The 15,171-nt window shown below is 55.2% G+C and carries 13 protein-coding genes and 1 pseudogene; 9 read left to right on the top strand and 5 right to left on the bottom strand.

The window, feature by feature from the left end; all coding sequences use genetic code 11:
* Positions 1–14: 14 nt before the first annotated feature.
* The gene (locus tag J7394_RS21870; RefSeq protein ID WP_209256086.1) at positions 15–1,928 is read right to left on the bottom strand and encodes an adenylate/guanylate cyclase domain-containing protein; all 1,914 of its coding nucleotides are present in this window, start codon (positions 1,926–1,928) and stop codon (positions 15–17) included.
* 538 nt (positions 1,929–2,466) lie between these two features.
* Between J7394_RS21870 and J7394_RS21865 the strand changes: the two genes are divergently transcribed.
* From J7394_RS21865 to htpG, 3 genes are all read left to right on the top strand, one after another.
* Positions 2,467–4,185, top strand: coding sequence for an adenylate/guanylate cyclase domain-containing protein (locus J7394_RS21865; protein WP_209256085.1), 1,719 nt, complete (start codon positions 2,467–2,469; stop codon positions 4,183–4,185).
* Between the two features lie 359 nt (positions 4,186–4,544).
* The gene (locus tag J7394_RS21860) at positions 4,545–4,973 is read left to right on the top strand and encodes a lipocalin-like domain-containing protein (RefSeq protein ID WP_371812140.1); all 429 of its coding nucleotides are present in this window, start codon (positions 4,545–4,547) and stop codon (positions 4,971–4,973) included.
* A gap of 435 nt (positions 4,974–5,408) precedes the next feature.
* Complete coding sequence (htpG, locus tag J7394_RS21855) at positions 5,409–7,274, top strand: molecular chaperone HtpG (RefSeq protein ID WP_209256084.1); 1,866 nt, start codon at positions 5,409–5,411, stop codon at positions 7,272–7,274.
* A 129-nt stretch (positions 7,275–7,403) separates the two neighbouring features.
* On the opposite strand, the pseudogene J7394_RS22975 reads toward htpG, so the two are convergent.
* Positions 7,404–7,627, bottom strand: a pseudogene (locus tag J7394_RS22975) (tyrosine-type recombinase/integrase); the annotation flags it as partial.
* 67 nt (positions 7,628–7,694) lie between these two features.
* On the opposite strand from J7394_RS22975, the gene J7394_RS21850 reads away from it, so the two are divergent.
* The 3 genes from J7394_RS21850 to J7394_RS21840 all read left to right on the top strand — a co-directional run bounded on the left by J7394_RS21850 (position 7,695) and on the right by J7394_RS21840 (position 10,901).
* A complete protein-coding gene (locus tag J7394_RS21850) occupies positions 7,695–7,967 on the top strand; it encodes a metal/formaldehyde-sensitive transcriptional repressor (protein ID WP_209256083.1) in 273 nt (90 codons plus the stop codon).
* Positions 7,968–7,996: 29 nt separating this feature from the next.
* Positions 7,997–8,956, top strand: a complete 960-nt coding sequence (gene dmeF / locus J7394_RS21845) for a CDF family Co(II)/Ni(II) efflux transporter DmeF (RefSeq protein WP_209256082.1) — start codon at positions 7,997–7,999, stop codon at positions 8,954–8,956.
* Positions 8,957–9,335: 379 nt separating this feature from the next.
* A complete protein-coding gene (locus tag J7394_RS21840; RefSeq protein WP_209256081.1) occupies positions 9,336–10,901 on the top strand; it encodes a hypothetical protein in 1,566 nt (521 codons plus the stop codon).
* 2 nt (positions 10,902–10,903) lie between these two features.
* Here J7394_RS21840 and J7394_RS21835 read toward each other — a convergent pair whose 3' ends face one another.
* Positions 10,904–11,122 carry a hypothetical protein gene (locus J7394_RS21835; RefSeq protein ID WP_209256080.1) on the bottom strand — a complete coding sequence of 73 codons (219 nt, stop codon included), beginning with the start codon at positions 11,120–11,122 and terminating at the stop codon, positions 10,904–10,906.
* A gap of 327 nt (positions 11,123–11,449) precedes the next feature.
* Between J7394_RS21835 and J7394_RS21830 the strand changes: the two genes are divergently transcribed.
* Positions 11,450–11,860, top strand: coding sequence for a MarR family transcriptional regulator (locus tag J7394_RS21830; RefSeq protein ID WP_209256079.1), 411 nt, complete (start codon positions 11,450–11,452; stop codon positions 11,858–11,860).
* Positions 11,853–12,290, top strand: coding sequence for a GFA family protein (locus tag J7394_RS21825; RefSeq protein ID WP_209256078.1), 438 nt, complete (start codon positions 11,853–11,855; stop codon positions 12,288–12,290). The genes J7394_RS21830 and J7394_RS21825 overlap by 8 nt, the downstream gene beginning before the upstream one ends.
* A gap of 232 nt (positions 12,291–12,522) precedes the next feature.
* Here J7394_RS21825 and J7394_RS21820 read toward each other — a convergent pair whose 3' ends face one another.
* Positions 12,523–13,437 carry an NAD(P)-dependent oxidoreductase gene (locus J7394_RS21820; RefSeq protein WP_209256077.1) on the bottom strand — a complete coding sequence of 305 codons (915 nt, stop codon included), beginning with the start codon at positions 13,435–13,437 and terminating at the stop codon, positions 12,523–12,525.
* A gap of 51 nt (positions 13,438–13,488) precedes the next feature.
* On the opposite strand from J7394_RS21820, the gene J7394_RS21815 reads away from it, so the two are divergent.
* Positions 13,489–14,406, top strand: coding sequence for a LysR family transcriptional regulator (locus tag J7394_RS21815; protein ID WP_209256076.1), 918 nt, complete (start codon positions 13,489–13,491; stop codon positions 14,404–14,406).
* An 88-nt stretch (positions 14,407–14,494) separates the two neighbouring features.
* On the opposite strand, the gene J7394_RS21810 is transcribed toward J7394_RS21815, so the two are convergent.
* Entirely contained in the window at positions 14,495–14,890 is a 396-nt protein-coding gene (locus J7394_RS21810; RefSeq protein ID WP_209256075.1) for a DUF1348 family protein, read from the bottom strand.
* Positions 14,891–15,171 lie beyond the last annotated feature (281 nt).

Genomic DNA, 15,171 nt, shown 5'->3' with positions numbered 1-15,171 from the left:
CCACGCCCTGTCGTTCAGCCTGCACTCTCCTGAAGCGGGGCAAACAGTCCCTCGGGCATGTCCACAGCTCTGTAGGCTTCAACGAATGGCAGGATGTGCTCATCCGGGCGCGCAAAGCGCCGGTACATCCAGACGATGTCAGCAATTTTTATCCCCGGACGAATTTTGTTGAGCCTGTCCCGTGCGGCAATGGCGGCGTCGCGCGGACCCAGTTCGGCCAGAATCGCGACCTCGATGGAAACCGACCACCAAATGTCCGGCTGTGCCCCCTTACGATAGGTGTTCAGCGCTGTTTCATAATCTCCGTTCAGGAAATGATACTCGGCCAACGCCTGATACCAGTTCGGGTCTGCCGCATTTGGGTCAAGCGCAATTGCGTTTTCGACAAGAGCGGCGCCCAATTCCAAACGCCCGGACCAAATGAACTCATAGCCGATCTGCCCTTGCAGATACCGATCTGTCCCCAACGCCAGCGCCGTTTCAGCAGACGAGAAGAACCCGTCGAGATCGCGCTGAATCTGTAGCACCAGCGCCAGAAGGAAGTGAGCGCGCGCAGAATACGGGTTCAGCGACACCGCGTTCCGCGCTGCCTCTTCCGCGCGTTGGATTTTCTCATCCTGGGTCCCTGGATACAGCCCGGTAAATAGCTTCACATCCGTTAGCAGCGCCTCGGCCAATTGCGCCCACCCGCGCCAATACTCGGGTTCGTCTTCGACAACTCGCAGAATACAGCCGCGGACTCGCTCTTGCACATCCCGTCGGTTCAGAAAACCAACGCGCAGCAGGGAACATTCATAAGACGAGAGATGCTCCGGAGGTTTCGCACGCGCATGACCTGAGTGAAGGCGCTTGATCGCCCCGCCCGCGTCACCCACAGCCGAGGCTACTTTTTCGGTAATGCTAAGTTGAACGTCCAGAATACTTGAAGTCGTGAGGCTTTCGTCATACGCGTCCGACCAGACCTGGAGCCCCGAGCTTGTGTCTATCAGTCGCGCTGTTACGCGCAGACGATCTGCAACCTGCCGGACAGAGCCTTCCAGCACATAATCCGCGCCGAATTTCTGCCGGATACTGCGCAGATCACTTTCGTCCGGTCCAACGGAATGGATGGATTGGCGGGACAATACATTGAGGTCCTGGTAGCTCCCCAACTCAACGATGATGTCTTCGCCAATGCCAACAGCCAATAAATCGCGGGAGTCCGTATTGCTAAGGTTTTGAAACGGTAGAACCGCAACGGTCGGACCTGTTGGCTCTGTCAACAGTGCAGATTCATCAAAGGTCATGGAATCTGGCGGCTCGCGACCAAAGCCGATCCACCACATTAACGAGCTTGCAACGCCCAGACCTACTAAAACCGATGCACCGACCATCAATGGAAGCTTGTTTGATCGCCGTTTGGATGCGGGCGCGCAGTCGGGCATGACGCGGAAAACCCGAACCGGTACAGCGATGTTTTTCAGGTTTTTCAGACCGAGATCCTCAAAACCGGCATCTACCTTGCCCATTGCCTGTCGCGCGACACTCTCAGAAACCGCGACGCCGCCTGGGTCCGCCAGACCTTCAATGCGAGAGGCGACATTCACCCCGTCACCGTAAAGGTCCCCATCAGCGATCATGACATCACCGAGGTTTATCCCAATCCGAAGCTGCAACCGCGACCCGTTGGCAAGTGTCGGAGCTACCTCAGTCATTGCCCGCTGTATCTCGACGCCACAGGTTACGGCATCGACGACCGAAGCAAATTCGACAAGGGCGCCATCCCCCATCACCTTGACGAGGCGCCCGTGATGTCTTGCAATTTCGGGATCAAAAATATCTGAACGCAGAGTTTTGAGAGCGGACAATACCCCCGCCTCGTCGCTGCCCATCAACGACGAATACCCAACGACATCGGCAGCCATGATCGCGGCGAGTCGGCGCTGCATAGGACCCTCCTGCTCGCAGTCTAACGGATGTCACGAAATATCGACAATGCGCGACCTTTGAGTAGTCCAGTTAAATTGGCGTTCATAACCAAGGCTGAACGTCCGCTTCGCCTCGAAGGCATCACCTGCTTGCACCCGCAGTGGAGGTCAGCTCTCCGTCCTTGGTTCAGGAGATCGAGGTAGCGATGCGCAGGTTGCAGAAGTCGGGGATTGCGACGTGAATTCACACTACGTTCGCATTTCACGAGTTCAGGCAGCCTTTGATTTTATGCTCGCAGCGAACGGAAGGTTTGACGGGCTGCGTCGCAGCATGGAGATTATGGGGTGAAGGTCCGGAATGGGCCTTCCTTGCGTGAGGCATTGGTACTTTTGGCTGAGATGCTGCATTCGCCCTAGCGGCCGCGGAGAGTCCAAAGCAGACAGTTTCGGGTTCATAGTAACTTCTTTCGACCGGGAACCATCATTTTAACGCGGTCGATCGGTTTTTCGTTTCCCCCGCGCTCGGCCAGTCAGTCGCGCCGGTTGTTGGATCATACTTGTGTTTGTGCAAATAATTGCCGCATGCGTTGGTGATAAATCCGGCCATTTTAAGCGAGATCGAAGCATGGGAAGTCGTTTAGCAGTTATCATCGTAGCGGACATTGTCGGGTACTCCGGAATGATGGCCCGCGACGAAGCAGCGGGCATAGCTGCCGTCAGAGAGATCAATGACACCAAATTGGTTCCGATCTGCAATCGGCACGCGGGTGAAATCCTCAAGCGTTTGGGCGACGGTTGGATCCTTGCGTTCGGGTCGATCACGATGGCTCTGGACTGTGCAACTGAACTCCAGGCTGAACTGGCCAAACATCCAATGATAAAGCTACGTATCGGCGGCCATTTGGGCGAAATTACCGAGGATGAAGACGAATTTTATGGTGCCGGAATCAACCTTGCGGCCCGGCTCGAGGCAGAGGCACCGCCGGGCGGCATCATGATTTCGCAAGACCTTTTTCGGCAGCTGACGGGCAGTCTGGCCGCGGAATTTGAAAGCGCGGGATCACTCGAGCTCAAGAATATTCCCGGACCGATCGAAGGCTTCTACTGGTCACCTAAGAAAAAGGTCACACCGGAAGAGGACAAGCGACCCGTCATCGTTGTTGAGAAGATAGAGTTCGGCCCGAATGACGAAGACACCAAGTCAGCGGCGCTGGAGTTGCGCGATCAGCTCTTGATGAACCTGTCCAAACGCACCGGAATCCGGGTTGTTGACGCCCTCACAGCGATGACGCTTAACCCCTCATATTATCTTCGCGGCAGACTGCGGATGGCAGCGGGCCAAGCGCGGCTCAATGTAACTCTGGTGCTGTCCGAAACCGGCGAGCCTGCGTTCTCGCAGAACTATCAGGGTGCAACAGCCGACATCTTTGCGTTCTTTGACCAGACAATCACGCAAGTGAACGCGGATATCCGTAACCACTTGAACAATTTTGACGCTGAGCGCGTGAAACATGTGCCAATCGAAGAAATGGGTATTTCCGACCTCCTGGCGCGCGTCGCGAGTACCGGTCAGTCTGGAAAATACCAAGAGTGGATGGAGGCCAGGAAATATTTTGATCGGGCACTTGAGCTGAGCCCGGACCATCCGATGGTTCTGGGGATGTCGTCCATGGGTGAGATCCTGTTCGCTCGCGCGAAATTCCAGGACATTGGACAAGAAACAGCTGACCAGCTGGAAAATGACGTCAACCGCGCCTTGGTATCGATGCCTAAGAGCGATTACCTGTTTGCGGTTCGGGGTATGTGCTTTTTGTTCGGCAAACGGGACATTGAAAGTGCAAAGCGCGATTGCCTGCACGCCCTGAAACTCAACCCCACCTACTATTTCGGCCGATTGATCCTCTCAATGGTCGAGATGGCGGAAGCGAAATTCAACGATGCGCTTGCGACATTGGAACAGGCAGATGGATCGGCGACAGAGATGTCGTACGAACCAATGCGGCAGGTCAATCTTGCGTTCTGCCTGTATTGTTCCGGCGACTATCAGGGCTGCGCCAATGCCCTGGAAACCGCAATCCAACTTCAGCCCGGCTTTTGGACGCTCCATCGGTTCAAGGCAATCGTTCTAAGAAACCTCGGTAATTCAGACGCTGCCAACGCAAGCGATGCCGTTGCCGACGCGTTGCCAAAAGAACCGACAATGTTCTTTCTCAAGCCATTGCTGGGAGCCGAGCACGCCGTTCTGCTGGAAGCTCTCGCCCCAACAGAAGGTTTCTAGTCATAGGAAATGACGTAGCCGCCAGCTGGCTCAAACATGGAAGCCACCCAGACCTGACCTTGTTTTATGTCGGCTCTGTCGCGCGAACTGTCAGTTCGGCCTCGTTCAGATTTTGCGCCAGCAGCGAAAGGCGGCAAAGCGGTCGCAGCCGCAGAATTCGAGAGGGAAGTTAAGTGTCCGGTATGGGTCGCAGACGAAGTGGCGGGGCGGGGGACATTTGAACGGTTTCTACTTCTTCGAAGGCCCGCTCGGCGCCCAATCCGACGAAGTTTGGATGATCCAGAAACTTCTTACTTAACACCAACGGTTGTTCGGCTAGGCTTGTTGGAAACAGTCTGAACGCAGTTTAAAAAGGGGGCTTGATTTTGGATAGTAGTGCTTTGATTGGGTCATGGAAGATGCATGCATGGACGCGGCAGTCGGTGAGAACAGGGCAAATTACCGATGCATTGGGGCCCGAGCCAATTGGATACATTGCATACCACGCAGACGGGCGGATGATGGCCACTGTTTTCAGGCGTGATCGCCCGAACTCAGGCAAAAATGGTTGGACTGCGAGTGAAAAAGCCCAGCTTTTCGACGACATGCTTGCCTACGTCGCTTCTTATTCGCTCGAGGAAGACCGGGTCATTCATCATGTTGATGGGTCTTGGAACCCAAACTGGCACGGCGACCTTTCGCGACCTTTTGTGCTCGAAGGTGATAGATTGGTGATTAGTGGCGCTCCTGGTATCGACCCCAAGACAGGCGAAGAAGTCGTTTATCGGATGGAGTTTACGAAGGTGTAGGGGCTATCGACCTGGTGCTGCGCCTGCGCCGAGGTCCGTACAGAGCCCAACGCAGACATTGCACTCTAACTGGGCTTCGAAGTCGCGCGCTGTGGCGACCGGGCGGTAATGGTTCTCACTTTATCCTGCCAAAGCCGAAAAACCTCGAGTTGGAGCGTCCAGCCTCACCAAATTGCCGCCGCGTGGAGGAGCGTCGTCGATGCGCGGTGGCCCTGCGGGCACTCACTCTGCGCGACGGTATCTGAACTCATTAGCCCGGTTCGCCTCGCAAATAGCTAGCTGAGGCCCTGTCACCAAAAACGCTGAGTCATAAGCAACAGGCCCTGGTCGGTGAAAAATGTCGGAGGTGGCTATCGGCTGGTGCCATTGGAAAGGTTGAATCAAGCGCGATAATCAATAAATTTGCGCCGCGATTGGAAATTGGAGGCATTAGCGATGGCAGAGACCCTTGAGAAAGAAACGTTTTCCTTCCAGACGGAAGTAGGCCAACTTTTGGAGATCGTTGCAGGCTCGCTCTATTCCAACCGCGAGGTTTTTTTGCGTGAGCTGGTCTCAAACGCGTCGGACGCCTGCGACAAGTTGCGTTACGCCGCTCTGACCGACGCGTCGGTTGCAACATCTGAAGATTTTGCAATCACGCTGGAGAGTGACGCCAAGAAAAAGACGCTGTCGATCTCAGACAACGGCATCGGCATGAACCATGCCGATCTGCTGGAAACCCTGGGCACGATTGCCAAATCAGGCACTGGCGCCTTTATCGAAGCGCTCAAGGCGGAAGAGAAAGACAAGCCCGGCCTGATCGGCCAGTTCGGTGTGGGGTTTTATTCAGCCTTCATGGTGGCCTCACAGGTCGATGTGGTGACACGCAAGGCGGGTGAGGCTGAGGCCTGGCTCTGGTCTTCTGACGGCAAGGGCGAATTCTCTATTGAGCCAGCGGAGCGCGCGAGCAATGGCACGACGGTCACGTTGCAGCTCAGGAAAGACGCGAAGGAATTCACTGAAGAGCCCCGCATCCGGCACATCATCAAGACTTATTCCGAGCATATCAGCTTCCCCGTCAAACTGGGGAGTGAGACCTTAAACGCCGCCGAGGCGCTCTGGACACGGGCTCCAAAGGACATTTCGGAGGAGCAATATACAGAGTTTTATCACCACAGCGCGCATGCCTTCGATACGCCGTGGCACGTGATGCACAACAAGGTGGAAGGCACGCTCAATCACACGAGCCTGCTCTTCGTGCCGAGCACTCAGCCCTTCGATCTTTTTGAGCCGGAGCGCAAGAGCCATGTAAAGCTCTACGTCAACCGGGTCTTTATCTCCGAGGCCACGAAGGACCTGATCCCGGCTTACCTGCGCTTTCTGCGCGGCGTGGTGGACAGCCAGGATCTGTCACTCAACGTCTCGCGCGAGATGCTGCAAACCGATCCGCGGCTTTCAAAGATCAAGACTTCGATCACCAAGAAGGTCCTGAGCGAGCTGAAGAAGAAAGCCAACAAGGCGCCAGAGGATTTCGCGCAGTTCTGGGGCAACTTCGGCGCTGTGCTCAAAGAGGGGCTGGTGGAAGACGCGGGTCTGCGCGACCGTATTCTTGAGGTGTGCCGCTTTGCCTCCACCGTTGCGGATGACTTGACCAGCCTAACCGACTACGTCGCCCACATGAAACAAGGGCAGGAGGCGATCTTCTACATTGCAGGCGAGGACGCGGCCAAACTGGCCCAGTCACCGCATCTGGAGGGTTTCAAGGCCAAGGGGGTCGAGGTGCTGCTGTTGTCCGATCATGTGGACGAATTCTGGTTGCAGCACATCACCGAATTCGACGGAAAGCCGTTCAAGTCCATTACCCGCGGCGCTGCGGATCTCGACGAGATCAAAGCAGATGAAGAACAAGCAGAAGATGACAAGCCCGAAGAGGCGGACCTTTCGGCTCTTATCGCCGCAATCAAGGCCGAGCTTGGCGAGGTGGTCAAAGACGTGCGCCCTTCGAAACGCCTGACGGACAGCCCCGTTTGCCTCATCGCCGATGATGGCGACATGGATGTCAATATGGAGCGACTGTTGAAGCGCCACGGGCAGTTGCAACACGGCGCCCCACGCGTCCTTGAGTTGAACCCCAACCATGCGATCATCACCAAGCTGGCAGATCGCGCAAAGGCTGAAAACGCGAGCGGCGATGATCTTTTGAAAGACGCAGCCCACCTCCTGCTGGACCAGGCCCGCATCGTCGATGGTGAAACCCCCACCGATCCGCCTGAATTTGCACGACGCTTTGGTAACGTTCTGGCACGTGCTGTCGCCACATAGGGATGCTACTGAGATTGGCACTGTTGTTCGCACACGCAGCGAACGGTAGGAACGAGGGGCTGCACCGCAGCGTCCCAGATATATAATGGACGGAAGCAATGGGCCGCCCGTGAAGGCGACCCAAATGCACTATATTTCAATGGCTTCCGCGATGGCCAACGCATCCTCGAGTTCAACGCCCAGGTACCTGACCGTGCTGTCCATCTTGGTGTGGCCGAGAAGGAGCTGAGGGCTCGAAGATTTCCGGTCTTCTTGTAGATTTGAGTGACCTTGGTTCTTCTCATTGAATGGGTCCCGTAGGCGGTTGCCTCAAGGCCGATTGACGTAACCCAGTCACGAACAATCCGTGCATAGGGCCACTTGCCTTGTTTTCTATGCGTTGTGTACTATACCCCCCTATACTATATTTGGAGACTGCTTATGGGCCATTTCAGCGGCGACAATTCCAAGCTCATTGCCCGTCTTCGCCGGATCAAGGGTCAAGTTGAAGGTGTCGAGCGTGCATTGGAAGCAGATGCGGATTGCACCGAAGTGCTTCGTCAAATTTCCTCCATTCGCGGTGCGATGACAGGTCTGACCAACGAAGTTTTTGAGCAACATCTCCGCAGCCACGTTGTTGACGCCGCTGACGATGCATCCCGCGAGCAAGGCGCAGAAGAGATGATCCAGATTTTGAAGTCGTACCTCAAATGACGAATGCGACTGTGCGGGAAGGCTAAGAAATGACCGAAAGTGCAACTACAACGCTTGAACACGATCACGTCTTTCTGGGTGCCAATCAGGAGCGCAACGAGCGGCGGGTCTGGCTGGTCATCGCGCTGACCGCCACAATGATGGTTGTGGAGATTACTGCGGGCCATTGGTTCGGGTCGATGGCGTTGATTGCAGATGGTTGGCACATGTCCACGCATGCCGCCGCCATGCTCATCGCAGTGCTGGCCTACCGTTACGCGCGTAAGAACGCCGACAACCGCGCCTTCACGTTCGGCACAGGCAAAGTCGGTGATCTCGCGGGATTTGCCAGTGCCGTAATTTTGGCTCTGATCGCGCTCCTGATCGGTTGGGAGAGCTTTCAAAGGCTCGTGGAACCGGTGCCTATCAGCTTTAATCAGGCGATTATGGTCGCGGTGATCGGTTTGATTGTGAACCTGCTAAGCGCGTGGCTTCTGAGGGACGATCACCATCACCACCATCATCATGGCCATGGGCACCATCATCACCACAATCATGATCACGACCACCACCATGGTCATGGGCAAGATAACTACCTGCGGGCGGCCTACCTGCACGTCTTGGCAGATGCCCTGACATCGCTTTTGGCGATTGTCGCCCTGCTATTGGGTCGTGCTTATGGCTGGTTCTGGGCGGACCCAGTGATGGGGATTGTCGGAGCAATCGTGATTTCGCGCTGGTCGTGGGGACTCATCAAAGACTCCGGCGGTGTGTTGCTTGATCGAGTGCCCGAAGGTGGGCATATCGAAGCAAAGGTTCGTAAAGCGGTTGAAAACGGCGACGACAAGATCACCGACCTGCACATCTGGCAAGTCGGCCCGGGTCATTATTCGGTCATCGCTTCGGTTGCCTCCGAGACACCGAAAACAGTCGCTGAATACAAGGCGATGTTGGTTCACATCGACCATGTGTCACATACCACCGTGGAAGTGCACCAACTCAAAAAGTAGGCGCCCACTGTTAGCCGCCATTGGCGCAGCCGCAGCGAATTGGCACTTTGTCCCGCGATCTGTGAGTTCACCATAGTCTTGAATTTACCGTCGCAGCGAATGACTCCTATGACGGGCCCCGCCGCAGCATCTTGATCCGTTGGCCAATGGCAGCTCCGGGCCGCAGGCGCAAGTTAGGTAAAGATTCGCAAGGTTTCATTGGGACAGGCATCTTTGGGACACCTTGTGGACCACTTCAAAGAGATGCTTTCCCGCGCATGGTTCCCGTGGCAAAGTGCCAAGGATGCAGTTGTCACTCTCACTATTTGGACCTTTTCAAGCGTCGCTTAACGGAAATGATCTCAAGATTGGATCGCGCCGATCACAGGCAATGCTGGCAATGCTGGCTCTTGCACCAAAGTCCGCCGTTGCGCGTGATCGTCTGGCAGCCACGCTTTGGCCTGACCGGGCAGAAGAACAGGCGCGTGCATCGCTGAGGCAAGAATTGTCAAGCCTACGCCGGGCTCTTGGAGACGGTGCAGAAATGATTTCGGCTGATGGCACCAGTGTCAGGATCAACGGTGATGCGATCGATAGTAATTTCGGGGTGCCGGAAACCGGTGACTTTCTCGAAGGCCTCGATCTGCGTTCCGAACCTTTTGACGATTGGCGTCGTGCAGAAGCGTCTCGGTTGTCAAATGCCACTGCGCCACAGGCCAAGGCTGCTGTTCAGGATACCTCTGCAAACGACATTTTTGAGAACCCGTCGGTTCTCGTGATGGGGTTTGTGCCCGCCAGCCCGGATCATCAGGACGTGTCGTTTGCCACAGGTCTGGTTATAGATCTTCGAACATCGCTTTCGCTCTGGCGGTGGTTCCCGGTCATCGCACCTGAGGCAATAGGATGGAAAACCGACCGGGACGGGGATCTTCGTGAGATCGCCACTTCGGTAGGCGCCGCTTATGCGATCAGCGGCGCGATCCGTCGGTCCGGCGAACGCATTCGCGTGTCGGCCAGTTTGACTGAGGTGGGACGAGGCCATTTGATTTGGACCGAGAGTTTTGATGGCGAAATGTCTGATGTCTTCGATATGCAGGAAGCCATTGGGCAAGCCGTTGTTGCACGCGTAACCCCTGAAATCGGTCGCGCTGAATCCGCGCGCATCATTCGGCAACGCCCGGCAAACATGGCGGCATGGCAGCTTTTGGCTCAAACTGACGAGTTGGAACGAACCGGTGGCGAAGGCTATGGCTCTCCGGAATCCAATCGCGCCCAAGTCCCTTTGCTGGAGGAGGCAATCCGGCTTGAACCCAACTACGCGCGGGCTTGGGCGAGACTTGGGCGCTATTACTTTCGCAGTGCATTGCAGGGCTGGATAGAAGATCGGGACGCCGCCTTTGAAAAGGCGCTCGGTTACTGCGAGCGTGCTGTCAAAGCTGATCCAACCGAATGGGAAGGTCAGGCGCTTCTGGCCATGACGATGATCTTTGGCACACATGCATTCGGACCGGGAAAGTTCCATGCATTGGAGGCCGTCCGCCTGAACCCGTCTTCGCCTTACGCCCGGCACGGTTGCGGATGCGTGCTGGAATGGACCGGTGAGGCCGAAGAAGCACTGCATCACCTGCGGGCGATTTTTGATTTGAACCCCAATTATCCGAACCGGGCGGCGGCTCTTGGCGACATCACCACTTGCGAATTGTTCGCGGGCCACATTGAGGCGGCAGTGGAGTCAGCGCGTCAACTCAGGGACATTGCCCCGGACTATTGTCGGGGTCTGCAGCGCGCGGCGGTTACTCTTGGTCACGCGGGCGAAATCGACGAAGCCGCCGAGGTGCTGGAGAGGGTATTGGCGCTGCAACCTGATCTTGACGAGGCTTATGTGCGCGAAACTTACCCCTATGCGCGCCCCGAGCATGTCGAGGTGATCCTTGATGGATTGCGGCGGGCAGGGTGGCGTGGCTGAGTTCAGCCCCGCATTCGCGAAGCAATTTGTGAAACGGTCACAGATGCCCGCGCCTCGTCCGACAAGCCCATATCCCGCAGGGCCTTCGCGTCGAGTTCTTGCAAGCGGGAGTATTCACGCCATGCATTGTTCCAGATCATGAGTTCGCGGATGACCCCGAAATAAGGGATCTTGGAATTGCTTTTCGTCGCGCGGGCGTTGATTTGTTTGCTCAGAGACATTGTCTTCTCCATTATTTGAGATGCCCCATGTCTCGCATGGCCACGTAATTTCCGCGTCAGTTCAGAAGAGTGATTGCCGTAAAGAATCCGTAAAACTCCGCAAAAATGAGTCTCGGGTTTGTCAATCAGAATGGAACGCTGATCACCGAGGTTCGGGATATCTCGATCATCGCTCTCCTGCTAACAGCATCAATCGTGCAGTTCTGGGATTGAAGAGATTGCGCTCAAGGCCCAGTCAAAGGTCATTATTGACATCTGTGATGTTATTATGGCATCAATGATGTCACTATGAGTGACTCGACAGATCTCTATAATTTCATTCGGTTTGTGCGCCCGCTCTACAAAGTTTTGGAAAGCGCTGTTGCACGTGAATTGAGTGGCACCGGACTGACCGTTACGGAGCGGGCGGTGCTTGAGCAACTTCATGACCAAGGACCACTTCCTGTTCCGCGGATTGCTGACCGACTAATCGCACCGCGGCAGTTTGTTCAAAAGACCGCGAATGCGCTGATTGAAAAGGGGCTAATCGAGCGCCGCCAAAACACTGCGCATCGCCGTTCAAAGCTCTTGGCGCTGTCACCAATCGGGGCCGAATTGATCGAAACTGTTTTGGCACGCGAGGCGGTCAACATCGTGCGCGTTTCAGAGCGCTTGTCACCCGAAGAGATCGCGACGGCTGTGCGCGTCGCAGAAGCGATGATTGAGGGATTTGCAGAAAAGGAGACGAAAGATGATTGAAGTATTAGAGGGAGAATGCCTTTGTGGCGCTGTTAAGTACTGCGTAAATGCTGCTCCAATCGTCTCGGGCGCTTGCTACTGCCGTGACTGTCAGAAGACCTCCGGCGGTGCAGAAGCCCATGGAATGATGTTTCCTGCATCAGCGGTGACCGTTGTACAGGGAACGCCAACGACATTCGCGCGCAAGGTCGAAAGCGGAAACGATGTCTTTCGGCAGTTTTGTCCGGTTTGTGGAGTGCACGTTATGTCTTGGAACAGTACAGCGCCAGAGTACAAAGCAATCAAAGTCGGAACGCTGAAGGATCCATCCGTTTATCAAAGCCAGGGCAGCTTGTGGGTTTCTTCAGCTCAATCCTGGCATCGTCCTGACCCGATGTTGCCGCAACATTCAAAGATGCCCTGCGTTACGGAGCTGTCGACTACTCCATAAGAATTTGGCTCCGCCATGTTTCTAATGACGGAGGAGTGAACTCGGTGGTTCCTGTAAAGCCGTGAGTCGTCAACTAGTTCCGAAGGACGACCGATGGTTTAGGATCGACCCCTACGCATGAGTTTGAATACCCATTGGTTTCGCGTATTTGGCGAATGTCCAAAAAGCGGGTTGCACCCTCAGCATCGCGACTTGCCTCTGGATGTCGGCTCCGAGCCGGAGCCTTTTTGCATCAGGCATCCGTCATATGCTGGACCAGTGAGGTCAGCTGTCTGTCGCCGTGGCCATCGTCCCAAGCCGTTTTGGTGCGGTCATGCATCAACTGGATGAAATCAGCGGGCGCATTAAGTGAGAGATAGGTCTTCAACGCATCCTCTTGCGCCATCGCGTAAACCTTCAAGGAGGCTTCGGCATTGTCGTAATCTTCGGTCGGAACAGTTCTGGCAAAAAGGTCATGGTAGTCATTAACCAGTTTGATCGTGGCAGGGAGTTGGTCGGCATAAACCTGCATCGGGATGCCCGCTTTTTGGCAGACAAGTGCACCGTAGATCATTCCGAACATGAACCCCTGTCGAACCGTGAAGAGGCCGGCAAAGAGCGCGGCAAGTGCAGTTGGTTTCTCTCCAACATGGGCGGACTTTCCACCTAATTCTCTGATGATACTGCCATAGCGGTCCCAGGTTCCGGCACTGCCCACCGTAAGGATTGTGGTTTCGTCACCACCAATGCCGGAAGGGTAGGCATTGATCATGCCCAGCATGTAGCCAGCCCCCTGTCCCTTAAGGGTGGCGACCAGTCTATCGGCATCCGAGGTATCGCCCGTGCTCATGTCGCAGATGGTCTTGCCAATTAGCGAAACACTCAGCCCGTTGACCAGTTCAACGGTTTCCTTATGGCTCTTGATACAGATGATGACAAATTCAGAAGCTGCGATGGCATCATTCGGTGAAGAGCAGATCGTGGCTCCTGCCTCAGCAAAAACCTCTGCCTTTTCCGACGTGCGGTTCCAAACGCTGACTTCGTGGCCTGCCTTGAGCAGGCAATGCGCCAGCGCTGAGCCCATATTGCCCAGTCCCAAAACAGCAATTTTCATGATGTTTGTCTCCGGTGGTCGCCAATGAACTACTGCACCAGCATGCGCGGGCATCGGGGGATCACATAGTTGTAAATTTTTCTATATTGTTAGATGATCTTACTTATGGATTGGCGCACGCTTCCCTCTTTGACATCTCTCAGAGCCTTCGCCGCCGCTGCCGAGTTTCGAAATCTGACCCGGGCGGCAGAGGCACTGAACGTGACCCATTCCGCAGTTAGCCAGCAAATCCGCGGGCTCGAACAACATCTCGGCACTCGGCTTGTCACCCGTACCCGGCACGGTATTTCTCTGACATCGCAAGGCGAATTCCTGTCGGCTGGCCTGCTTGAAGCCTTCGCTGAAATGGCCTCCGTGACCGAGAGCGTGTCGAGTGCAGAGTCGGTTCGACCGTTAGTGGTCAGCGCGACTCCGATGTTTTCAAGCGCGTTCCTTATGCCGCGTCTGTCGTCGTTTATTGACGATTTCCCCAAAATCGAGTTGAGGATCGATTCAACGATCCAAGCTGTCGACCTCAAGCCGGGCGGAATTGATATGGCCATCCGATATGGAACAGGTCGCTGGCAAGGGCTTGTCTCGCAGATGCTGCTGCCAGGCTGTCTGACGGTCGTCGCGTCCCGCGAACTAATCGGAAACCGGGTGCTCACGAATCCTGCAGAATTGCTTGATTTCACGCTTCTTCAGGAACAAGGGTCAGTCGAGTTTGACCTGTGGTTAGAAAAAGTCGGAATTCCGACCGACGCCGACCGGAGAGTTGTCCGCGTGCCGGGCAATATGCTGCTGGATGGCATCCGTCGCGGTGATGGTATCGGGGCGACGGTACCGGCTTTTGTTTCTGACGAGTTGAAGTCGGGACAACTCGTGGCGCTGTTCGACGATCCAATACCGCAGATCGGCTACTACCTTGTCACGTTGCCGGGTCCGGTTCGACCGGCGGCAAAGCTGTTCATGCGGTGGCTCTCGAAATCAATTACCGAATACGAGAAAAGCCTTTTCCGATGGACGCCCTCTCACTTGCTGTAGGCAGTAAAGAGCACCGACTACAGTCAAATTGGGTCTGATTTGCCGTATATGGCTGTGCGTACAGGGCGCGAATTGGCGCCGGATTTGGTCATGTTCCCGCAACTTGGCGTTCATAATCCACACCATCATACCAACCGAGCGATTTGGTGACGTTCAGGTTGTCGTCCAAGTCCCATTCTTCCCAGCCCGAGAAACGAACATGGTTACCAGTCTCTTTATGATGGCCTTCGAAAGTCCAAGCATAGATCATGTGGTGATCGGCGACGTGAACCGTGTCGAGGCTAAGAACGAGGTCAGGGAAGTCAGCCATGAATCCCGCCGCCATGTCGCCAATCTCCGTCCGGCTCTCCATTGGGTCGCCACCGTTCATTTTCATGATTGTATGTTCGGCATATCTTCCAGCGACATCGCGAGGTGCCCGGTTTGTCCAGGCAGCGCAATGGTCTTTAGCTATGCGGTGGGCGGTTTGTACATCAGGTGTCATCTATATCTACATGTCCTAAAAATCGCGAAAAATATGGTTACAGAAACGTTAGTCGGGTCTCTGAGAGCAATCAAGTTTGCTTAACGGCGCTTCTCAACGATGGCAGGTTTGTTTGCCTCACGGCCATCCGCTCATTGAAATTTCTGCGATTTGAACGAATGGCATGTGTGGATGGCTCCTGCATAGCAAGTCCTTTTTGACCTGATTTGTGCATTTGTCAGAAGCAGTCATGTGTCCGGCCTTTTTGCGCGGTTTTGACCGCTGGCCCTGATGGGTTCCGC

Origin of the sequence: Ruegeria sp. R13_0 (genome assembly GCF_017743995.1) — a bacterium.
Taxonomy (GTDB): domain Bacteria; phylum Pseudomonadota; class Alphaproteobacteria; order Rhodobacterales; family Rhodobacteraceae; genus Ruegeria.
This window is presented reverse-complemented; position numbering and strand designations above follow the sequence as displayed.